Consider the following 23,017-nt stretch of genomic DNA (forward strand, 5'->3'; position numbering starts at 1 on the left):
ATTAACGAATCAATCCACGCGTTGAACGGGCAAAGAAATCATAGAAAGGCTGTACTTCGCTGTGTTGCTTTGCCAGCTCTTCAATCTCTGGTTTCACTTCATCCAGCGTTTTGCCGCTGCGGTACAGCAGTTTGTACGCGTTGCGAATGGCATGCAGCGCTTCTTTGCTAAAGCCGCGACGCTTCAGACCTTCGATGTTAATACCGTACGGCGTTGCATGGTTACCCTGTGCAATAACGTAAGGCGGCACATCCTGCGCGACACCTGAACAACCGCCAACCATCACATGCGCACCAATGGTGCACCACTGATGTACCGCTGTCATGCCGCCAATAATAGCGAAATCATCAACGGTTACGTGACCGCCCAGCGTGGCATTATTGGCAAAGATGCAGCGATTGCCGATCACGCAGTCATGGGCAATGTGCGCATTAACCATCAGCAGGTTATCGCTGCCGACTTTGGTCACATTGCCGCCCTGGGTGGTACCACGATGAATCGTGACGCTCTCACGGATGCGGTTGCGATCGCCAATTTCAACGCGCGTCGGTTCGCCAGCATATTTCAGATCCTGGTTAACTTCACCGATGGAAGCGAACTGGTAGATCTGATTATCTTTGCCGATACGCGTATGGCCGTTCACCACCACGTGTGATTTGAGTACGGTACCTTCACCAATTTCCACATGGGCACCGATAAAGCAGAACGGGCCGATATGAACATTGGCACCGATAATGGCACCTTCTTCAATAACTGAACTGGGATGAATATTGGCGGTTGAATCAATCACTTATTATGCCTCCCGGCTACGGGCACACATCATGGTCGCTTCACAGACAATTTTGCCGTCAACGGTCGCCACGCCTTTAAAGCGCGTCAGGCCACGACGGGTTTTCTCGAATGTCACTTCCATGATCATCTGATCGCCCGGTACTACAGGACGTTTGAAACGGGCTTCATCGATACCGGCGAAGTAATACAGTTCGCCTGGCTCCAGTTTTCCAACGCTTTTAAACGCCAGGATACCGGTCGCTTGCGCCATCGCTTCCAGAATCAGAACGCCTGGGAAAATCGGCTTACCAGGGAAATGTCCCTGGAAAAACGGTTCGTTAACAGAAACGTTCTTAACCGCGCGCAGGTATTTATGCTCTTCAAAATCCAGCACGCGATCAACCAGCAAGAAAGGATAGCGGTGTGGCAGCAGTTCTAAAATCTCTTCAATTTTCAGAGTATGCGTTTCAGTAGTCAAAATACTCTTCCTGTCCTAAAAATCTGATGGCAACAATAACACGGCCTGCACCGATCAAAATGATCTTCCGCAGGCCGCAAATTAGTTCGGGGCGTTTCGCTTTCTTACCATACCTGCTGCCATGTTCGGCTTAACCGACGGTGGAAGAAAGTACACTTCTTGTTATGAAAGCGAGTAGCGTGGGATGCGTTTAGTCGTCTTTGCCGACCTTACGTTCGATGGCTTTTAAGCGTTTGCTTATTTCATCGATGTTCATCACCAGCGCTGCAGTTTTACGCCAGGTTTTGTTGGGTTGCAGTGGAATACCCGACGAGTATACCCCAGGTTCTGTGATGGGGCGCATTACCATGCCCATGCCCGTTACGGTCACTTTGTCACAGATTTCCATATGGCCGTTAATGACGCTGGCGCCGCCAATCATACAGTAACGTCCAATCTTCAGACTACCCGCCATGATCACACCGCCAGCAACTGCGGTGTTATCACCAATGATCACGTTGTGGGCAATCTGACACTGGTTGTCTATGATAACACCATTGCCGATCAGAGTGTTATCCAGCGCGCCGCGATCGATAGTGGTACAGGCACCAATTTCTACCCGATCACCAATCACTACGGTACCCAGCTGCGGAATTTTCACCCAGTTGCCGCGATCGTTAGCATACCCGAAACCATCAGCACCGATTACCGTGCCGGACTGAATCAGACAATCCTGACCAATCTGGATTTCGTGATAAATCGTGACGTTAGCCCACAAGCGTGAGCCGCGACCGATACGCGTCTGCTTACCAACAAAACATCCTGCGCCAATAACGACGTCATCACCCAGCTCAACGCCGGACTCAATCACCGCATTTGCGCCTACCGAAACATTCTTACCCAGCTTAGCAGTTGCATCGATCACCGCGCTGGGCGCGATATTCTGCGCGGGCTGCGGCGTAGTGTCCAGCAGTTGTGCCATGTGGGCATAAGTTAGGTAAGGATTTTTCACCACCAGGGCGGCCGTTTTACACCACTCCAGATCCGCTTCCGTCAGCACCACGGCTGAAGCCTGGATAGTAGCGAGCTGCTCGCGGTAGCGGCTGTTTGCAAGAAAAGTGATTTGGCCAGTTGTGGCGGATTGCATAGAAGCAATGCCGGAGATGACGATATCGCCATCTCCGTGCAATTCTGCATCCAACTGCTGGGCTAAATCAGCCAGTCGAATTGATGACATCAATTATTTAACCTGTTTTACAACGTCAGCAGTGATGTCTTTAGCATCAGAAGAAGAGTACAGCACGGCCTGAGAGTCCAGAACCAGATCGTAACCTTCGCTTTTCGCTACAGACTGCACAGCGGTCTGGATTTTAGCCAGCAGCTTGTTACGTTCCTGCATCTGACGGGTTTGGTTGTCTTTGTCAAAAGCCTGTGCTTTTTGTTCAAAGGCAGCACGCTCAGAAGAAATCTGCTTCTCTTTCTTGGTACGGTCGCTCGCTTTCATGGTCGACGCATTACGCTGCAGATCCTGAATTTCTTGCTGGATCTTCTGCTGCTGAGACTGGAGGTCAGAGGCGCGGCTCTGGAATTCACCTTCCAGTTGCTTAGCAACAGCGGCACGCTGCGGAGACTGCTGGAAAACCTGGCTCAGGTTCACGACGGCAACTTTATCAGCCGCTTGGGCACCCGCAGAAGCAGCTAATGCAACACCCAGAGCAGCAGCACAGAACAACTTTTTCACTATAAACTCCTTACCTCAACGTGTGTGTTTGCAGCGTGTCGCATCTTTAAACGGCACGCGTGCAAGACGGTATTTTCACTTCCTTGTTCAGAGCCTTACCAGGTTTTACCGATGTTAAACTGGAATTGCTCTGACTTGTCTCCCTCGACTTTCTTCATCGGCTGGGCGTATGAGAATACCAACGGTCCTAATGGTGACATCCACTGCAGTGCCACACCGGCAGAGACGCGAATGTTGTTAGGATCGCTGTAGTCCGGCACACCCGCCGCACGTGTTTCTGCGGTGTTCTGCCATTTGGTATCCCAAACGGTACCGGCATCCATAAACACCGAGGTACGCACAGAGTTTGCATACTTTTCGCTCAGGAACGGCGTAGGCGTAATCAGCTCAAGGCTGGCAATCGCCATAGCATTACCCCCTACCGCATCATCTGACTTACAAACCCCGTTCGGGTTGGTCAGATTACAGGTAGATGAGCCATCGTTAAGATATGCAGCTTTAGGACCAATGGTATTGGACTGGAAGCCACGAACCGTGCTTGAACCACCGCCGTAGAAGTTCTCATAGAACGGCATCTCTTTTCCACCGAGTCCGTCACCATATCCAACACGACCACGACCTAATACCACCCACGTACCATCGCGGTTCAGCGGCACATATTGCTGGCTATCTAATGTCGCTTTGTAGAACGCGTTATCAGAGCCCGGAATGGTCACTTTACCGTTCAGGTTGGTACGGTTACCGCGCGTTGGGAAGAAGCCGCGATCTAAGGTGTTATACGTCCAGCCATAGTTGAAGGTGAAATCATCTGCGGAGAAATCGCCTTCATCATTCAGGCCCTGATGACGCCCCACCGAATCAAGATAACGCCACATAGCAATCTGCGGACGCATGTTGGACAGGTCGTTATGTACGTATCCTAAACCAACACGCAGCGTGTTATTTTCATTGACCGGGAAGCCCAGCGTTCCATCGAGACCATAACTTTTGTTGGTATAGTCGGACAGATCCGCGTCATCAGCTTTAAAATCGTTGTAGAACAAACGACCGCCAAGGCTCACACCATCAACCGTAAAGTACGGATCGGTCATGGAGAGCTCAGCATAGGTCTGGTAATCATTTTTGGTACCACTGATGCCAACGGTGTTACCGGTGCCGAGCCAGTTTTCCTGAGTCACGCCAACCTGGAAACTCACTCCACTTTCGGTACCGTAACCGACACCAAAGTTGAAGGTACCGGTGTTACGCTCTTTCACCTTGTAAACCACATCAACCTGGTCTGGTGCACCCGCAACGCGCTGTGTATCAACGTCAACGGTTTCGAAGTAACCCGTACGATTCAGTCGCTCTTTACCTTGATCAACGAGGTCGCTGCCCAACCAGGCACCTTCCATCTGACGCATTTCACGGCGCAGTACTGAATCTTTCGATGTGTCGTTGCCTTCGAAGCGTACCTTACGCACGTAATAACGGTTGCCCGCATCAACGTTGATATGCAGCTTGACGGTTTTGTCAGCATCGTTGATTTCAGGCTGTGTCACGACACGCGGATAGGCGTAGCCATAACGACCCAGCAATTTCTTGATGTCATCTTCCATCTGGGTAACTTTGGTGCCGTTGTACAGCTCACCCGATGGAATTCTGGTCATCTTTTCGATTTCCGCAGAATGGCCCGCCATGCTGCCGTTCACAATCACGCCGGCAATCTTGTACTGATCGCCTTCGTTAATGTTCACGGTGATGTAGATGCCTTTCTTATCTGGCGTCAGGCTCACCTGCGTGGAATCGATATTGAAACGCGCATAACCGCGATCCAAATAGAAGCTGCGCAGGGTTTCGAGATCGCCCGCTAACTTTTGCTTCTGATATTTACGATCGCCCACCACGTTCCACCACGGCACTTCATCACGCAGTGAGAAGCGTGAGATCAGTTCGTCAGAGCTGAAAGCTTTATTGCCGACGATATTGATCTGTTGAATCTGCGCAGAGACGCCCTCCTGGAAGACGAATTTCAGGTCAACACGGTTACGTGGCAGCGGCGTAGCAATCGCTTTGACGCTGGCGGTGTATTTACCGACGCTGTAGTAGAAATCTTCCAGACCCTTTTCAATTGAAGAGAGCGTGGTGCGATCCAGCGCTTCGCCAACGCGCACGCCAGAAGCCTCGAGGTTCTGTTTCAGCTGATCTTCTTTCACCGCTTTGTTACCGGAGAAAGTGATGTTGGCAATGGTTGGACGCTCTTTCACCTGAACAATCAGGGTTGTCCCGTCACGCAGAACCTGCACATCTTCAAAGTTACCGGTGGCGAACAGTGAGCGAATGGTGTTTCTGACATCATCATCATTCACCGTATCACCGACACGTACCGGCATGCTGAGCAGAGCCGCGCCGACGGCGACTCGTTGTAGACCTTCGAAATGAATGTCCTTCACTACGAAATCGTCTGCACCGTAAACGGTGGCGCTGCTAAACAGCAGCGACGCTATGAGCAACTTTTTCATCGCCATCGTTGTTATGCGTTTTCCTAACACATCCCGCACCTGTATGCGTTCCAGCTATTACAGACGAGAGAAATCATTGAAAAGTGCAAGCCCCATTAACAGCACCAGCAAGATTGAGCCAATGCGATAACTAAAGTCCTGAACTCGCTCGGACACCGGTCTACCTTTGATCTTTTCGATCGCCAGAAAGAGCAGATGACCACCATCTAAAACCGGCAGAGGGAACAGGTTAATGATGCCCAGGTTGACGCTGATTAGCGCCAGGAACATCAGGTAATAAATCACCCCGTACTCTGCTGATAACCCGGCACCTTGCGCAATCGAAATCGGCCCGCTCAGGTTATTCAGCTTCACATCCCCGGTTATCAACTTGCCCAACATGGAAACTGTTAGCTTCATCAACTGCCAGGTTTTTACACTGGCTTCGCCGATAGCCGCAAAGGGCCCATATTGCCTTACCGTTTTGTACTCATCAGGCAGTGGAATTACGCGCGGTATAACACCCGCGAAGCCTTCCGCTTCATTGCCCGGTTTCGCTTCCGGCGTGAGCGATAACGCCACAGGTTCGCCGTTGCGCTCAATATCTAGCGCCATGTTTTTGCCCGGGTTATCCCGCACCTGCGCCGCAAAAGTCTGCCACTGTGTTAATGGCTGACCATCGACTTTAACGATCCTATCGCCCGCTTGCAAACCAGCATTGCTTGCCGGCGAGTTTGCCTGAACGTCAGCTAAGGTCGTTTCAATCTGCGGCCCACGTGGACGAATACCTAAAGCGACCACCGGGTCCTGTTTATCAGGCTCAAATTGCCATTCGCGCAAATTTAATTGCTTTTGCTGCGTAGCCTCTTCGCCAAATTGCGAAACAGTAAGCGTGGCATCGCTGTCACCGATTTTACCGATCAGCGCCATACGCACAGCATCCCAATCAGGCGTTTCGATACCATCTACCGCTTTAAGTTCCATGCCGGAGGTAATTTGCGCTTCAGCAGCGACGGAACCGTTCAGAATTTCGCCAACCACCGGACGTACGCCCGGTACGCCGTGGATAAACACCACCCAGTAGGCAAATATGGCAAAGATGAAGTTGGCGATAGGACCGGCTGCAATAATGGAAGCACGCTGCAGCACGGTTTTATTGTTGAAGGCTTGATGACGAAGTTCAGCGGGAACGCTCTCAACGCGTTCATCGAGCATTTTAACGTAGCCACCGAGAGGAATCAGCGCAATGACATATTCGGTGCCCTGGCGGTCGGTGCGCTGCCACAGCGCTTTACCAAAGCCAATGGAGAAACGTTCGACTTTGACACCGCAACGACGAGCGACCCAAAAATGACCAAATTCGTGCACGGTAATCAGCACGCCCAGCGCCACGATAAAGGCGACAAAACTCCAGAGTATACTCAACATCGTCGGCGATCCTCAGAGGGTTTGGAACACCAGCAGCAGCAGGCAGGCAAATACCGGCACCGCAGCTGTTAGGCTATCAATACGATCGAGAATACCACCGTGCCCCGGAATCAAGTTACCGCTGTCTTTAATGCCTGCCTCACGTTTGAACATACTCTCTGTGAGGTCACCGAGTACTGATGCAAGTGTCGCAATGACCGCACAGATAATCAGTGTGCCTGGCGCAACTGAAAGCGGTGCCAATAGCGCAAACAGCCAGGCAATGATGGCAGACGACAGCAGCCCACCAAAGAAACCTTCCCAGGTTTTACCCGGAGAGACTTTCGGAGCCAGTTTGTGTTTACCAAACAGACGGCCAAACATATAAGCACCAGAGTCTGCGCCCCAGACGAGGAACATCACGAACAGTAGCCACCACGCACCCGCGAAGTGGTCGGTATCGTAATGGTATTGACGCAGCGCCATCATGCCCCAGAAAAACGGAATGACGGTGAGAAGGCCAAACACCAGACGCAGCGTACGCGAATTACGCCACAGCGCAGCCGAAGCAGGATAGAACAGCACTAAAAATAGCGCGACAATCCACCATCCCAGCGATGCCCAGAGCGAGCCTTCCATCTGGAATTGATGCAGATTGCGTTGATAGGGTTGCAGGGTGAAGAGCATCGCGGACAGTAACAAACCGCATAGCACGGCCAGCCAGATACGTTGCTGGCGCGTTTTCATGCCCGCAAACTGCCCCCATTCCCAGGCGGCAAGCATGCAGATGATGATAGTGGTGATCGCAAAACCGGACAGTGGTAACCAGAACAGTGCAGCGATCACCAGCGGAATCAAAATTAACGCGGTAATCAGACGAGACTTCAGCAAAGGTTACCCCCAAATTGCTTAGGCGCCGCCTGGTGCAGTACCGCCATAGCGTCGCTCCCGCGTAGAGAATGCATTCAGTGCACCTTCAAAAACGTTTTCATCAAAATCAGGCCAAAGAACATCGGTAAACCAAAACTCAGCATAGGCGATTTGCCACAGCAGGAAGTTGCTAATCCGATGCTCTCCCCCGGTCCTTATCACTAAATCCACTGGCGCCAGCTCCTGCATACACAGATACGGAGCCAGGCTTTCTTCGGTAATCTGGTCAGGACGCAGTAAACCTTCCTGAACCTGTTCGGCCAATTTTCTGGCACCCTGGATAATATCCCAACGGCCGCCATAGTTGGCAGCAATGTTGAGGGTCAGTCCATTATTTTGCTGAGTCAGTTCCTCGGCGCGGCGAATGCGTTCCTGAATACGGTTATTGAAACGGCTGATATCACCAATAATGCGCAGACGCACATTGTGCTTGTGCAGGCTTTTAACTTCGCTGTCGAGCGCCCAGACAAACAACTCCATTAATGCTGTCACTTCCTGAATGGGTCGGCTCCAGTTTTCACTGCTGAACGCATAAAGCGTGAGCGCTTCCAGTTTGTGGCTGACCGCAAAGCTGACAGCCCGGCGTACTGATTTTACCCCGGCTTTGTGGCCTGAAATACGCAGTTTGCCCTGATTTTTTGCCCAGCGACCATTACCATCCATAATGATGGCCACGTGACGTGGCGTGCAGTACGACTCGTCATCGATTGTATTGTGATTGTTGGACGACATAACGCGTAATAATTCCTTTCATCAGAAATGCTGTGGTTTCTGAATACATTGCGCCTGCAGCAAACTCCGGCAAACACGCCAGATGACATCGAAACAATGTCGGGCTGTGAAACGCGAGCGAGCGACTATACCATTTTCACCCAGAGCGAACAAATAGCGGGAACTATCAACCTGCTAAACGAAAGCGTGGCAACAATTCTCTGGCACGAACTCGCGCTAATCGGTCGATCTCCATCACTTCGTCAATGCTGCCCGGCTCCTGACACTTCAGGGAGGCCAGCACTTCGCTGTTGATGGCGGCGATATCGGTAAAGCGAATCTGGTGCTGCAGAAAAGCCTCAACCGCCACTTCATTCGCTGCATTCAGCGTCGTAGTGGCGGCCTGGCCTGCTGCGCAGGCATCAATTGCGAGCTTCAGACAGGGATAGCGCTCGTAGTCCGGCTCGGCAAACGTCAGCGACTTCATGCGAGTGAAGTCGAGCGGCGTCACGCCCGCAGAGATACGTGCTGGCCATGCCATGCTGTGCGCTATTGGCGTTCGCATATCCGGTGAACCCAGTTGCGCCAGTACACTGCCGTCGCAATAACGCACCATCGAATGGATGACGGACTGCGGATGCAGGATCACCTCCATCTGCGCGTCGGTTGCATTAAACAGCCAGCGGGCTTCAATGTATTCAAGACCTTTATTCATCATGGTGGCCGAATCAACGGAGATTTTACGTCCCATTGACCAGTTCGGATGCGCACATGCTTGATCCGGCGACATAGCGGCTAAATCCGCTAATGGCGTGTCACGAAAAGGACCACCCGATCCCGTAAGGAGAATCGACTCGATGCCGTTCCCCTGCAGATCAGCGTACCCCAACTGATGCTGTATGGAAGCGGGTAAACTCTGAAAAATGGCATTGTGCTCGCTGTCGACCGGCAGCAATTGCGCCTGATGTTGACGTACAGCCTCCATAAACAGACGGCCGCATGTGACAAGCGATTCTTTGTTAGCGAGCAGCACCGTTTTACCCGCACGAATCGCCGCCAAAGTGGGCTGCAAGCCGGAGGCGCCGACAATCGCTGCCATTACCTGATCCACCTCATCCAACGCGGCCAGTTCGCAGGCTGCCTGAACGCCGGAGAGCACTTCGGTATTAACGTTGAGTGCTTTCAGTCGCTCACGCAGCGCCTGAGCGGATGTCTCGTCGGACATCGCGGCATAGCGTGGCTGGAATTGCTGGCACTGTTCAGCCATGAGCGCAACGTTTTGGCCGGCAACCAGCGCAGTCACTTGATAAAGTTCAGGATTCGCGGCAATTACCGCCAGCGTACTGGTGCCAATCGAGCCGGTAGATCCCAGCAGAGTTAATCGCTTCATCATGCTATCCCTGTGAAGTCATGGATCGTTCCCGCAACGGCGCCGGGCACAATGTAAAACGCCGCCAGAGTCGACTATCTCTCGTCTCTGAACGGCGTTTTAAAAGTAACTGATGGAATTAGAAGTCCATCAGTTCCTTTTCTTTGTCGGCCAATGCCGCATCAACACTCTTGATGTGCGCATCAGTCATTTTCTGGATTTCGTCCTGCGAACGACGTTCGTCGTCTTCGCTGATCTCTTTGTCTTTCAGCAGCGCTTTGATCTTGTCGTTGGCATCACGGCGGACGTTACGCACAGAGACACGGCCCTGCTCAGCTTCGCCACGTACGATCTTGATCAGGTCTTTACGACGCTCTTCGGTCAATGCTGGCAACGGCACACGAATATCGGTACCGGCCGAGCTTGGGTTCAGACCCAGATCAGACGTCATGATCGCTTTCTCAACCGCAGCGCTCAGCGAGCGATCAAATACGTTGATTTTCAACGTACGTGAATCCTCTACCGTCACGTTAGCCACCTGACGCAGCGGCGTAGGTGTACCGTAGTAAGGAACCATAATGCCGTCGAGCAGTGAAGGCGAAGCACGACCAGTGCGCACTTTGCTGATGTTGTTTTTGAATGCATCCACACACTTTTCCATGCGCGTGTCTGCATCTTTTTTAATGTCGTTAATCACGTTGAAACCCTTGAATTCGGTTGACCTGGCCATTTCCGGGCTAACCGGAAGCGGTATCGATAAACATCGATCATCCTAATTGCTGCGCGATGACAGCGCATCGCGGCAAAAGAATATACCTTATTTTAACCTGCGTCGGGTATTAATGCGTAATCAGGGTGCCTTCTTTTTCACCCATCACTACGCGACGCAGTGCGCCAGGCTTGTTCATATTGAAGACGCGGATAGGCAGTTTATGGTCGCGTGCCAGCGTGAAGGCCGCGAGATCCATCACTTTAAGCTCTTTATCCAGCACTTCTGCATAGCTCAGCTGATCATACAGCGTTGCATCCGGGTTTTTCACCGGATCTTCAGAGTAGACGCCGTCTACTTTGGTGGCTTTCAGTACCACGTCGGCTTCAATTTCGATGCCGCGCAGACAGGCTGCAGAGTCGGTGGTAAAGAACGGGTTGCCAGTACCGGCCGCAAAGATGACGACGCGGTTATTACGCAGCAGACTGATCGCTTCTGCCCAGCTGTAGTTGTCGCACACGCCATTCAGCGGAATCGCTGACATCAAACGCGCATTGACATACGCACGGTGCAGCGCATCACGCATTGCCAGGCCATTCATCACCGTCGCCAGCATGCCCATATGGTCGCCGACCACACGGTTCATCCCGGCCTGGGCCAGACCTGCGCCGCGGAACAGGTTACCGCCACCAATAACCACACCCACCTGGATGCCCAGTTCAACCAGCTCTTTCACCTCTTGCGCCATGCGGTCAAGCACGCTCGCGTCGATGCCAAAACCTTCGGCACCTTGCAGTGCTTCGCCACTCAGTTTTAGCAGGATACGTTGATATACAGGTTTTGCGTTGGTCGCCATGGTCGATTCTTCCTGGAAGATATGATGAAAAGGAGAAGTAAAATCTGATCGATCATCCGCTTAGCAAGCAAGAAAAGCTATTGGGATGAGACTGAAAAGTGCTGCACTAAATTGCAGACAAAAAAGAACCGCCTTGTGGCGGTTCTTTCGGACCATTAAGACTGTTTAGACATTGCAGCAACTTCTGCTGCGAAGTCAGATTCAACTTTCTCAATGCCTTCGCCCACTTCGAAGCGGATGAAGTTGATGACGTCAGCGTTTTTCTCTTTCAACGCCTGGCCAACGGTTTTGCTTGGGTCGATAACGAAAGCCTGACCGGTCAGAGAAACTTCACCGGTGAATTTCTTCATGCGGCCTTCAACCATTTTCTCTGCGATTTCTTTTGGCTTGCCAGACTGCATGGCGATGTCCAGCTGAACCTGGTACTCTTTCTCAACCACATCTGCAGACACGTCTTCTGGCTTAACGAATTCTGGCTTGCTCGCAGCAATGTGCATAGCAATTTGCTTGCTCAGCTCTTCGTTAGCACCGGTAGTAGATACAACGACACCGATACGTGCGCCGTGCTGATAGCTGTTCAGCTCAGTGCCTTCCAGGATAGCAACACGACGGATGTTGATGTTCTCACCGATTTTCGCAACCAGCGCTACGCGTTCTTCTTCGAACTGCGCTTTCAGAACTTCCACATCGGTAACTTTGCCAGCAACAGCTGCATCCAGAACCTTGTCAGCAAACGCCTGGAAACCGCCATCTTTAGCAACGAAGTCGGTCTGGCAGTTTACTTCCAGGATCACCGCGAAGCCGTCAGCGATTTTGGTTTTGATCACGCCATCAGCAGCTACGTTGCCTGCTTTTTTAGCGGCTTTGATTGCGCCAGATTTGCGCATATTCTCAATCGCCAGCTCGATGTCGCCGTTCGCTTCGGTCAGCGCTTTTTTGCAGTCCATCATGCCTGCGCCAGTACGCTCACGCAGTTCTTTTACCAATGCAGCGGTAATATCAGCCATTCCAGAATCCTCGATTCGTCTCTGTGTGTTCACACACTGCCAGAAACTTGTTGCGGAAAATTTACTCTGCCCCGCTCGCTCTGAAGTGAGCGTGACAGACTTAGATAAAATAAAGGGGCCTGAACGGCCCCCTTAACAGATAACATCTGATGTCTAAGGGCTCTTAGAAAGAGCGAACCTTATTAAGCTTCAGCAGCTTCTTCAGCCTGCTCAGCTAGGTCCTGTGAACGGCCTTCGCGCACGGTAGTGGCAACGGCAGTCAGGTACAGGCTTACAGCACGGATCGCATCGTCGTTACCTGGGATAACGAAGTCAACGCCGTCTGGATCAGAGTTGGTATCAACGATAGCAAATACTGGGATACCCAGGTTGTTTGCTTCTTTGATAGCGATGTGCTCGTGATCAGCGTCAACAACGAACAGTGCATCCGGCAGACCGCCCATATCTTTGATACCGCCCAGGCTGTTTTCCAGCTTGGCCAGTTCGCGAGTGCGCATCAGCGCTTCTTTCTTGGTCAGTTTGTCGAAAGTACCGTCCTGAGACTGAGACTCAAGATCTTTCAGGCGTTTGATTGACTGACGAACGGTTTTCCAGTTAGTCAGCATGCCACCCAACCAGCGGTGGTTTACGAAGAACTGGTCGCAGCTCAGAGCTGACTCTTTTACCGCTTCGGCAGCAGCGCGCTTAGTACCAACGATCAGGATCTTACCTTTACGGGAAGAGATCTTTTTCAACTCAGCCAGCGCGTCGTTGAACATTGGCACAGTCTGCTCGAGGTTGATGATGTGAACCTTGTTACGTGCGCCGAAGATGAATGGCTTCATTTTCGGGTTCCAGTAACGGGTCTGGTGACCAAAGTGAACACCAGCCTTGAGCATGTCGCGCATTGAAACAGTTGCCATGATTACCTCTAAAGTTTGATTTGGGGTTGGGCCTCCATGTATCCCATACGACCGACCTCTTTCAAGGCACCCCGGCGTATGTGTCGATACATGTGTGTTTTAGTACACATAATGAGTTTTATGCGTTTCCTGTCAGCCAAACGTCGGTGACAGAGAATCGTCGGCGCGCTTTATACCACAATGCGCAGGAATACGCCAATAGTAGTTAGCGGCAGCAGGCGCAGACAATCGCCATTTGGCAGCCCATTTGCTGGCTGCTAACATGATCGCCACAGAACTCATTATTGTCGAAAATTTCGACGATTGCGGATTAATTTAATGGCTATTTCAATTAAAACCCCTGAAGAAATCGAAAAAATGCGCGTCGCCGGCCGTCTTGCCGCTGAAGTGCTGGAAATGATCGCACCGCACGTGGTGCCTGGTGTTACCACCGGTGAACTCGACCGCCTCTGCCACGAACACATTACGCAGAAGCAACAGGCAATTTCTGCCTGCCTCGGTTATCACGGCTTCCCGAAATCAGTATGTATTTCGGTGAATGAAGTGGTTTGTCACGGAATCCCAAGCGACGATCGTGTGTTGAAAGAGGGCGATGTGGTTAACGTGGATGTCACGGTGATCAAAGATGAGTACCACGGTGATACCTCTAAAATGTTCATCGTCGGGAAACCTACCATTCAGGGCGAACGCCTGTGTCGCGTCACTCAGGAAAGCCTGTACATCGCGCTGCGCCTGGTGAAACCGGGCATTCGTCTGCGTGAGCTAGGTCGGGCGATCCAGCAGTATGTGGAAGCGCAGGATTTCTCGGTGGTGCGCGAATATTGCGGTCACGGTATCGGCAAAGGCTTCCATGAAGAGCCGCAGGTGCTGCATTACGACGCTGACGACAGCGGCGTGGTGCTGCAAGCAGGTATGACATTCACCGTTGAGCCGATGGTCAATGCCGGTGATTACCGCATCCGCACCATGAAGGATGGCTGGACCGTGAAAACCAAAGATCGCAGCTTGTCCGCGCAGTATGAGCATACTATTGTGGTGACAGAAAACGGCTGTGAGATTCTGACGCTGCGTGAAGACGACACCATTCCAGCGGTGCTCGAAAACGTCGCGTAATTATCTCCCTGACAGTACCAGGCCGGCTTATAGCTGGCCTTTTTTATGTGCGTAATGATGAGGCATGTTGATGAGTGGTAGCGTGACCGAAGCAGTACACAAAGGCCTGACCGATTCCCCCGCCAGCTGGCCCGATGAAGCCCTGACGCGCGACAAGCTCAAACAGTATCTTGAGCAGTTTCACCAGCATCTCGGCATCGCGTTTGATGCGGGCACCGATATCGAATCATTGATTGATGCGCGCACATTGTTTATCGATCGCCTATTACGTCGCTTGTGGCGCTTTTTTGGTTTTGACCAGCTGAAAGAGATCGCGCTGGTTGCCGTAGGCGGCTACGGTCGCGGCGAACTGCATCCGCTCTCGGATATCGATGTGCTGATCCTCAGTCGCCAGCCGCTGGACGAAGCCGCCGCGCAGCGCACCAGCGAACTGTTAACACTGATGTGGGATCTGAAGCTGGAAGTCGGTCACAGCGTGCGTACGCTGGAAGAGTGTTTGCTGGAAGGCTTATCCGATCTGACTGTCGCGACCAACCTGATCGAATCACGCATGCTAACGGGTGACGTGGCGCTGTTTCTCGAACTGCAAAAGAACATCTTCAGCGATGGTTTCTGGCCGTCGTCACGCTTCTTCGCCGCGAAAATCGAAGAGCAGCAGGAACGACATCAGCGCTATCACGGCACCAGCTACAATCTTGAACCCGATATCAAAAGCAGCCCCGGCGGCCTGCGCGACATTCATACGCTGCAGTGGGTAGCGCGCCGGCATTTTGGCGCCACGACCATGGATGAGATGGTCGGTTTCGGCTTTATTACCGAAGCGGAACGTAATGAAATCAATGAGTGTCAGGAATTCCTGTGGCGCATTCGTTTTGCCCTGCACTTAACGCTGCCGCGCTATGACAACCGCCTGCTGTTCGATCGCCAACTTACCGTTGCCCAGCGCCTTAACTATCTGGGCGAGGTCAACGAGCCGGTTGAGCGCATGATGAAAGACTTTTATCGCGTCACGCGTCGCATCGGCGAACTCAATCAAATGCTGCTGCAACTGTTTGATGAAGCCATTCTGGCGCTGTCGACGACGGAAAAACCGCGCGCCCTTGATGATGACTTCCAAATCCGCGGTAATTTAATTGATCTGCGCGATCCCACGCTGTTTGAGCGTGAGCCGCAAGCCATCCTGCGCATGTTCTATGTGATGGTACGCAATGAAAATATCAAAGGCATATACTCCACCACGCTGCGCCAGCTGCGCTATGCACGTCGCCACCTGAAACAGCCGCTGTGCCATATTCCTGAAGCGCGTGAAACCTTTATGGCCATTCTGCGTCATCCGGGCGCCGTCAAGCGCGCGCTGGTGCCGATGCATCGGCACAGCGTGCTGTGGGCCTATACGCCGCTGTGGGGCAATATCGTCGGCCAGATGCAGTTCGATCTGTTCCACGCTTATACCGTGGATGAACACACCATTCGCGTGCTGCAGAAGCTGGAGAGTTTTGCCGATGAAGCCACGCGCCCGATGCATCCGCTGTGCGTAGAGCTCTGGCCGCGCCTGCCGCAGCCAGAACTGTTGCTGATGGCCGCGCTGCTGCACGACATTGCCAAAGGTCGCAATGGCGATCACTCTATTCTCGGCGCGCAGGATGCGCTGGATTTCGCCGAATTACACGGCCTGAACTCACGCGAAACGCAGCTGGTTGCCTGGCTGGTGCGCCATCATCTGTTGATGTCTGTCACCGCTCAACGCCGTGACATTCAGGATCCCACCGTGATTCAGCAATTCGCTGAAGTGATGCAGAATGAAAACCGTCTGCGTTATCTGGCGTGCCTGACGGTGTCTGATATCTGCGCCACTAACGAAAGCTTGTGGAACAGCTGGAAGCAAAGTCTGTTGCGCGAGCTGTTCTTTGCCACCGAAAAACAGCTGCGTCGCGGCATGGAAAACAGCCCGGATCTGCGCGAGCGCGTGCGCCATCATCGGCTACAAGCGTTGGCGCTGCTGCGCATGGAGAACCTCGACGAAGAGCGCCTGCACCATATCTGGAGCCGCTGCCGTGCCGACTATTTCCTGCGCCACACGCCGAATCAGCTCGCCTGGCACGCGCGTCATTTAATTCATCACGATCTCAACAAGCCGCTGGTGTTGGTTAGCCCACAGGCCACGCGCGGCGGCACCGAGATCTTTATCTGGAGCCCGGATCGCCCGCACCTGTTTGCGGCGGTGGCTGGCGAATTAGATCGTCGCAATCTCAGCGTGCATGATGCGCAAATCTTTACCAGCCGCGACGGCATGGCGATGGATACCTTTATTGTGCTGGAGCCCGACGGCAGCCCGCTGGCAGCCGATCGCCATCCGCTGATCATCCAGGCGCTGGAACAGGCCATCACGCAAACCGAATGGGTGCCGCCGCGCACGCGCCGGCAGTCAGCGCGTCTCAAGCATTTCAGCGTTGATACCGAGGTCAATTTCCTGCCAACGCACACCGATCGCCGCAGCTATCTGGAGTTAGTCGCGCTCGATCAGCCCGGCTTGCTGGCGCGCGTGGGTGAAGTGTTTGCCGATCTCGGCGTGTCGCTGCACGGTGCGCGCATCAGTACAATTGGTGAGCGGGTTGAGGATCTTTTCATCCTCGCCGATAGCGAGCGACGTGCGCTGGGGGTCGAAATGCGCGATGTGTTGCAACAGAGGTTGACAGAGGCCCTTAATCCAAACGATAAACTCTAATCTCCCCGTCATCATTCAAACCGCAGGGGCGTTGGCTTTCCTCGCTCGACCTGGTCACATACTGATGTATGCTCCCAGGCTCTCGCTGCGTCGCCGCCTACCTGCAGCTTGAATGATTTAGGGGAGATATTTTAATCATGTCCGTATTTACGGACATCCGCTATGACAGAATCAGGAAATAAATATGCAACAGTTACAGAGCGTTATCGAATCTGCCTTTGAGCGCCGCGCCGACATCACGCCATCTAGCGTAGACGGTGCAACCCGTGATGCTATCAACCAGGTTATCGGCCTGCTGGATAGCGGTGAACTGCGCGTTTCTGAAAAGATCAACGGAGAATGGGTAACGCATCAGTGGCTGAAGAAAGCTGTGCTGTTGTCGTTCCGCATTAACGACAACCAGGTGATGGAAGGCTCTGAAACCCGTTTCTACGACAAAGTGCCAATGAAATTTGCTGGCTGGGATGAAGCGCGCTTCAAGAACGCCGGTTTCCGTGTGGTGCCACCGGCTGCCGTGCGTCAGGGCGCATTCATCGCACGCAACACCGTGCTGATGCCGTCTTACGTCAATATCGGTGCGTACGTTGATGAAGGTACCATGGTTGATACCTGGGCCACGGTCGGTTCATGTGCGCAGATCGGTAAAAACGTGCACCTGTCTGGCGGCGTGGGCATCGGTGGCGTGCTGGAACCGCTGCAGGCCAACCCAACTATCATCGAAGATAACTGCTTCATCGGTGCACGTTCAGAAATCGTTGAAGGCGTGATCGTAGAAGAAGGCTCAGTGATTTCGATGGGCGTGTACATCGGCCAGAGCACCAAAATCTTTGATCGCGAAACTGGCGAAATACATTACGGCCGCGTACCCGCGGGTTCAGTGGTGGTTTCAGGTAACCTGCCGTCAAAAGACGGTAGCTACAGCCTGTACTGCGCAGTCATCGTGAAAAAAGTTGATGCTAAAACCCTTAGCAAAACAGGCATTAACGAACTGCTGCGCAGCATCGACTAAGTTTCTTCTGCCGCAAAACTTTCCCAACGGGCCTGTATTCAGGCCCGTAATTTTTTGTTTACACTCCCACCTGAATTACCTGTTTCGCGCCGCGAATTAACACGTGCGTTTATTTTTCAAACAGTTCATAATCCGCGCCAAGTTAACTCCGGTCGCGCACTGTTCATCCCGGTTTTTGTGTCTACAGTTGATTAAGTATGCCGTAAGCGTTCCGGTTGCCGCGTTTCTGCTGCATCCCGAATGATGATGATAGTCCTGCGCGCTCACCCACTCTTAGATGGAATATAAACGCTATGTACGACAACCTGAAAAGCTTAGGTATCAGCAACCCTGACGACATCGACCGTTACAGCCTGCGTCAGGAAGCTAACAACGACATTCTTAAAATCTACTTCCGCAAAGACAAAGGTGAATTCTTTGCGAAAAGCGTGAAGTTCAAATACCCGCGTCAGCGTAAAACGGTTGTCGCCGATCACACCAGCCAGGGTTACAAAGAAGTTCAGGAAATCAGCCCGAACCTGCGTTACGTGATCGATGAGCTGGACCAGATTTGCCAGCGCGACCAGGTTGAAGTGGATCTGAAGCGTAAAATCCTGGCGGATCTGCGCCATCTGGAAAGCGTGGTCTCTAACAAGATCGCTGAAATCGAATCTGATCTCGATCAGCTGACCCGCAACAACCGTTAATTTCGCGCTTTAGATAAGAGGCCAGCTAATGCTGGCCTTTTTTTATTGCTGCTGATAAGGCAGCGAAAGCAGCCAGCTGTCACGCTGCGCCTGCATTACCGCGCCACGCTTGTTATTAGTCCATGTTTCCTGCGTGATCCACCGCTGATAACGCGGCTGCTGCAAGCTGTTGTCGGCCGCTGAAAGCAATGGAATCAAACGTTCACTAACACGATCACGATTTTTCCACGGCCAGACTTTGCTGGCATCGCTGTACGGTGCCATCGCGTCTAGCGCATCCAGCAGCGAACCGCTTTGCTGGCGGCTATGCCATAAATCCCCCAGCCCCGCTTTCCTGGCCAACTGTGCCACTGCGGTCAGCGCCTGCAGATTGAAATAGCTGTAATGGAACGAACGCGTGCGCGCCAGCTCGGCAGGTTGGCTGCCATCGGCGCGGATTTGCAGCGCGATTTTACTGCGCGCCAGCTCAACCATCGCTTTTACCGTCTCACGATCGTCCAAATACCACGCGATCCCCGCCACCTGTGTGCAATACCAACTGCCATGATTATTCGCCGCCGCCGCTTCTTTCTGTGCTAACGGATTGTGCAGCAGCCAGTGCAGATAGTCGCTGAACCACTGCTGCATCGCTTTCTCATCGGAAGGCTGCCAGCCGGGCGCGTGACGCAATAAAGTGAGCGCATCCACCACGCGCGTGGCGAAATAACGCCCGTCCAGAACACCATCGTGGCGGCCCGCAGAACGGCCCGGAATGCCTTGCGCAAAATTAAGGTTGGGATGCATGCGGCTGGAGGGCGTAATGAACCAGTGGCGCATCATCGCCAGCGCTTTATCGGCATAGCGTTGATCGCCGGAGAAGTACCAGGCCAGCGCCAGCGCCTGGAAATCGGCGGTAAAGCGCGCCAGCCGCACGCCATCGCTCTGGTTGTTCTTGCTGGCGGGATTCACTTCCCCATCGCGGCGCTGCCACGGCAGGCCATCAGCTTTGCTGGCGTCCGGCCACCAGTAGGCGCTTAAGCTGAGATAATCCTGCTTTGAACCACTCGGCGGCAGCATACCTTTGTCGGTGACGCTGGGATTAGCATGTTTTAGCGCCCTATCCGCCTGCTGTTGCAGTTGATGCCAGGCTTCGAGCGTCGGCGGCGCAGCCTGCTGCTCAGCGAGTTGTTGTTTAACCCGTTGCAGATCGTTTAAAGAGAGAAAAGCCGGATCATTGGCAAAACTAAGCGCGCTAAACAGCCACAACAACGCAATCCACGCCCTGGTCATTAACTCTGCTCATCCAGTTGTAGCGCCACGTACAGCAGTAGCCGATCGTCAAAGTTACCCAGATCGAGTCCGGTTAGCTCGGAAATACGGTTGAGGCGATACTCCAGCGTATTACGATGAATAAACAGCGCGCGCGCGGTCGCGCTAGGTTGCACGTTGTGGCTGAACCATGCCACCAGCGTACGCCGTAATAAACCGTTGTTATCCATACTTTTTAGTTTCGCCAGCGGGCGCGCCAGCTCATTGGCCTGCCAGCCGCCGCGTAAACTGTCGAGCAGCACCGGCAGCACCAGATCCTGATAAAAATAGCTGCGCTGATCGGGCATGCGTTGTTTACCCACCATCATGGTGGTACGCGCGGTGCGGTACGAGCGTGCAATGCTGCCGGGGCCGGTAAAGTAGTTGCCAAGCGCGATGCGCATGCGCACCTGCCCGCTCTCCTTCATCCGTTGCAGCAGTTGATCCACTCGCCGGCGATGATCGTCCTGATCGTAGCGGCCATGCGCATTGAGCGCCGGCTTGAGCACCACCATTTCGGTCAGCGAAACAATCGCAATCAGGTTGTCGCGTTCCGGCGTAGTCAACAACGTTTGCAGCTGCTGCAGTTCTGACATAGCGCTATCGACGCCAAGTTGACCGCTATCCACTTCCACCACCGCGACCACGCGCGGCTGATTGAGATCGATGCCCAGCCGCTGCGCCCATTCGCTCAGCGCCGGCGATAAGGTTTCACTGCGCACCAGATTCAGCACCAGCTCTTCACGCAGGCGGCTGTCCTGCGCCAGCATATGCAGCAAACGCGCCTGCTCCAGCATCATTTCGGCGGTCATACACACCAGCTCGCCGTAATGACGCAGCGTGGCCGGTTGACCGGTCAAGCCGATTACGCCGACGATATCGCCATCAATGCGCAGCGGTAAATTAATCCCGGGACGCACGCCGTGCAGATGTTTTGCCACCGCCTCGTCGATGTCCACTACGCGACCCTGCGACAGCACCAGCAGCGCGCCTTCGTGCAATTCGCCAATACGCTCACGATCGCCGCTGCCGATGATGCGACCGCGTGCATCCATCACGTTGACATTGCTATCAATAATTTGCATGGTGCGGGCAACAATATCCTGAGCCAGTCGCGCATCGAGATGATAGGTGGCCATCAAACACTCCGGAGGTAAGGACGAACCGACAGAATACGCATCCATTAAGGCGCTGACATTGTGCAACTGCACATAGCCGGAAGGATTATGCGGGATTTGCGGTGGACGTCACATTCAGTACCGGACATTTGCCCAGGCGTAAAAAAGGCGAGCCGAAGCTCGCCTGCCATTAACAACCTTAAACTTACTGCATCAGCAGATACAGGCTGCTATCTCCGCGCTGCACGTTCAGTGCTAGCACTGAAGGCTTGGTGTCGAGCACCTTACGCAGTTCGCCGAGATTAGCCACCGCTTGCTGGTTCACACCGAGGATGACATCACCTTTCTTCAGGCCGATACGCGCCGCTGCGCTACCCGCTTTCACATTATCAACTCGCACGCCTTTCTGGCCGTTTGTGTCGATATTGCTGAGATCGGCGCCTTCAATACCGGTGTAAATGGTGGCGGATTGTACCTTCTCCTGCGAGCTCTGCTGCAGTTCAACCGTGACGTTCACCGGTTTGCCCTCACGCAGCAGACCCAGCTGCAGCTTAGTGCCCACCGGCAGCGAGCCGACTTCAGCACGCAACGCCGCGAAGCTGGTCAGGGCTTTACCGTTCATTGACACCACCACGTCACCGGCTTTCACGCCAGCTTTCGCCGCGGCAGAGTTTGGCAGTACCTGGCTGACAAAGGCGCCGCGCTGCGCATCAACTTTCATCGCTTTCGCCAGTTCGGAGTTAAGCTCGGTGCCCATAATGCCCAGCTCGCCGCGTTTCACCTGACCATATTCCACCATCTGCGCGGTCAGGTTTTTCACCATTGAGCTTGGGATAGCAAAGCCGATGCCGATGTTGCCGCCGTCCGGCGCCAGAATCGCGGTGTTAATACCGATTAGCTCACCGTTGAGGTTAACCAGCGCACCGCCGGAGTTACCGCGGTTAATTGCTGCATCGGTCTGGATAAAGTTTTCATAATTCTCAACGTTCAGGCCGCTTCGACCCAGCGCGGAAACGATACCTGAGGTGACCGTTTCGCCAAGACCATACGGGTTACCAATCGCCACGGTGTAATCACCGACGCGCAGGTTGTCAGAATCGGCAATCTTAATTGCGGTAAGGTTTTTCGCATCCTGCAGCTGAATCAACGCGATATCAGATTGCGGATCTTTGCCGATCACTTTGGCATCGTAGCGACGACCATCGCTCAGCTGAACCTGAATTTTGGTGGCGTTGTCCACCACGTGGTTGTTGGTAACGACATAACCTTTATCTGCATTGATCACCACGCCGGAACCCAGCGCACGGAACTGCTGTTTCTGCGCGTTGGCACCGCCCTCTGCGCCACCACCCTCACCGCCGCCGTTCTGGCACATCGGTGAGCTCTGGAACGGAGAACCGTCCTGGCAGAACGGTGAATTATCACCAAAGAATTGCTGGAACTGCTGAGGCATGCGCGGGGTTTTAACCGTGGTGCTGCCTTCAACGCTGATGCTCACCACGGAAGGCATGACTTTTTCCAGCATCGGTGCCAGGCTTGGCAACTGTTGGCTCGAAGAAGACGCTGTCTCCGCTGCGAATGCACTCACAGGACCCATTGCCGCGCCGAAACTCAGCGCCAACGCCAGCATAATTGTGTTTTTTTTCATTTATCTGTGTCTCTCTAAGAAGTACGGCCAGACCATTGCTGTGGTCGTGATGATGAGATTAAGTTTTTAGCGCGAAGTTCCTAATAAAGTT

At 53.3% G+C, this 23,017-nt stretch carries 20 protein-coding genes; 4 read left to right on the plus strand and 16 right to left on the minus strand.

What is annotated here, in order from left to right:
* Position 1: 1 nt before the first annotated feature.
* From lpxA to rpsB, 13 genes are all read right to left on the minus strand, one after another.
* Complete coding sequence (gene lpxA, locus WFL93_RS13955) at positions 2-790, minus strand: acyl-ACP--UDP-N-acetylglucosamine O-acyltransferase (protein WP_007893926.1); 789 nt, start codon at positions 788-790, stop codon at positions 2-4.
* A 3-nt stretch (positions 791-793) separates the two neighbouring features.
* A complete protein-coding gene (fabZ, locus tag WFL93_RS13960; protein WP_007893924.1) occupies positions 794-1,249 on the minus strand; it encodes a 3-hydroxyacyl-ACP dehydratase FabZ in 456 nt (151 codons plus the stop codon).
* Between the two features lie 190 nt (positions 1,250-1,439).
* The gene (lpxD, locus tag WFL93_RS13965) at positions 1,440-2,465 is read right to left on the minus strand and encodes a UDP-3-O-(3-hydroxymyristoyl)glucosamine N-acyltransferase (RefSeq protein WP_007893922.1); all 1,026 of its coding nucleotides are present in this window, start codon (positions 2,463-2,465) and stop codon (positions 1,440-1,442) included.
* 3 nt (positions 2,466-2,468) lie between these two features.
* Positions 2,469-2,969: an OmpH family outer membrane protein gene (locus WFL93_RS13970; RefSeq protein ID WP_007893920.1), complete on the minus strand. Its 501-nt coding sequence runs from the start codon at positions 2,967-2,969 to the stop codon at positions 2,469-2,471.
* A gap of 95 nt (positions 2,970-3,064) precedes the next feature.
* Positions 3,065-5,476 carry an outer membrane protein assembly factor BamA gene (gene bamA / locus WFL93_RS13975; protein ID WP_049851495.1) on the minus strand — a complete coding sequence of 804 codons (2,412 nt, stop codon included), beginning with the start codon at positions 5,474-5,476 and terminating at the stop codon, positions 3,065-3,067.
* A gap of 51 nt (positions 5,477-5,527) precedes the next feature.
* A complete protein-coding gene (gene rseP, locus WFL93_RS13980; RefSeq protein WP_336778393.1) occupies positions 5,528-6,877 on the minus strand; it encodes a sigma E protease regulator RseP in 1,350 nt (449 codons plus the stop codon).
* 12 nt (positions 6,878-6,889) lie between these two features.
* Positions 6,890-7,747, minus strand: coding sequence for a phosphatidate cytidylyltransferase (cdsA, locus tag WFL93_RS13985; RefSeq protein WP_007893911.1), 858 nt, complete (start codon positions 7,745-7,747; stop codon positions 6,890-6,892).
* 18 nt (positions 7,748-7,765) lie between these two features.
* On the minus strand, positions 7,766-8,518 hold the full coding sequence (gene ispU / locus WFL93_RS13990; protein WP_007893909.1) for a (2E,6E)-farnesyl-diphosphate-specific ditrans,polycis-undecaprenyl-diphosphate synthase: 753 nt from the start codon (positions 8,516-8,518) through the stop codon (positions 7,766-7,768).
* A gap of 166 nt (positions 8,519-8,684) precedes the next feature.
* Complete coding sequence (gene ispC, locus WFL93_RS13995; RefSeq protein ID WP_180823093.1) at positions 8,685-9,887, minus strand: 1-deoxy-D-xylulose-5-phosphate reductoisomerase; 1,203 nt, start codon at positions 9,885-9,887, stop codon at positions 8,685-8,687.
* A 118-nt stretch (positions 9,888-10,005) separates the two neighbouring features.
* The gene (frr, locus tag WFL93_RS14000; RefSeq protein ID WP_036622239.1) at positions 10,006-10,563 is read right to left on the minus strand and encodes a ribosome recycling factor; all 558 of its coding nucleotides are present in this window, start codon (positions 10,561-10,563) and stop codon (positions 10,006-10,008) included.
* Between the two features lie 142 nt (positions 10,564-10,705).
* A complete protein-coding gene (pyrH, locus tag WFL93_RS14005; protein ID WP_007893903.1) occupies positions 10,706-11,431 on the minus strand; it encodes a UMP kinase in 726 nt (241 codons plus the stop codon).
* A gap of 155 nt (positions 11,432-11,586) precedes the next feature.
* On the minus strand, positions 11,587-12,438 hold the full coding sequence (gene tsf / locus WFL93_RS14010; protein WP_007893899.1) for a translation elongation factor Ts: 852 nt from the start codon (positions 12,436-12,438) through the stop codon (positions 11,587-11,589).
* 182 nt (positions 12,439-12,620) lie between these two features.
* Positions 12,621-13,340: a 30S ribosomal protein S2 gene (rpsB, locus tag WFL93_RS14015; RefSeq protein ID WP_007893898.1), complete on the minus strand. Its 720-nt coding sequence runs from the start codon at positions 13,338-13,340 to the stop codon at positions 12,621-12,623.
* 318 nt (positions 13,341-13,658) lie between these two features.
* Between rpsB and map the strand changes: the two genes are divergently transcribed.
* From map to WFL93_RS14035, 4 genes are all read left to right on the plus strand, one after another.
* Complete coding sequence (gene map / locus WFL93_RS14020; protein ID WP_007893897.1) at positions 13,659-14,453, plus strand: type I methionyl aminopeptidase; 795 nt, start codon at positions 13,659-13,661, stop codon at positions 14,451-14,453.
* Positions 14,454-14,523: 70 nt separating this feature from the next.
* Positions 14,524-17,178 carry a bifunctional uridylyltransferase/uridylyl-removing protein GlnD gene (gene glnD / locus WFL93_RS14025; protein ID WP_049851492.1) on the plus strand — a complete coding sequence of 885 codons (2,655 nt, stop codon included), beginning with the start codon at positions 14,524-14,526 and terminating at the stop codon, positions 17,176-17,178.
* Between the two features lie 184 nt (positions 17,179-17,362).
* A complete protein-coding gene (dapD, locus tag WFL93_RS14030) occupies positions 17,363-18,187 on the plus strand; it encodes a 2,3,4,5-tetrahydropyridine-2,6-dicarboxylate N-succinyltransferase (protein WP_336778394.1) in 825 nt (274 codons plus the stop codon).
* Between the two features lie 293 nt (positions 18,188-18,480).
* On the plus strand, positions 18,481-18,873 hold the full coding sequence (locus WFL93_RS14035) for a DUF3461 family protein (RefSeq protein ID WP_007893894.1): 393 nt from the start codon (positions 18,481-18,483) through the stop codon (positions 18,871-18,873).
* 42 nt (positions 18,874-18,915) lie between these two features.
* Here WFL93_RS14035 and WFL93_RS14040 read toward each other — a convergent pair whose 3' ends face one another.
* The 3 genes from WFL93_RS14040 to degP form a co-directional block, all read right to left on the minus strand.
* Positions 18,916-20,142, minus strand: a complete 1,227-nt coding sequence (locus WFL93_RS14040; protein WP_336778395.1) for an alginate lyase family protein — start codon at positions 20,140-20,142, stop codon at positions 18,916-18,918.
* Positions 20,142-21,299 (minus strand): CdaR family transcriptional regulator, encoded by a 1,158-nt coding sequence (locus WFL93_RS14045; protein ID WP_007893890.1) that lies wholly within the window; start codon positions 21,297-21,299, stop codon positions 20,142-20,144. Before WFL93_RS14045 ends, WFL93_RS14040 begins: the two co-directional genes overlap by 1 nt.
* Before the next feature lie 184 nt (positions 21,300-21,483).
* Positions 21,484-22,926 carry a serine endoprotease DegP gene (degP, locus tag WFL93_RS14050; protein WP_049851489.1) on the minus strand — a complete coding sequence of 481 codons (1,443 nt, stop codon included), beginning with the start codon at positions 22,924-22,926 and terminating at the stop codon, positions 21,484-21,486.
* Between the last annotated feature and the right edge of the window lie 91 nt (positions 22,927-23,017).

Source organism: Pantoea sp. USHLN256, from assembly GCF_037149875.1.
Classification (GTDB): domain Bacteria; phylum Pseudomonadota; class Gammaproteobacteria; order Enterobacterales; family Enterobacteriaceae; genus Pantoea; species Pantoea nemavictus.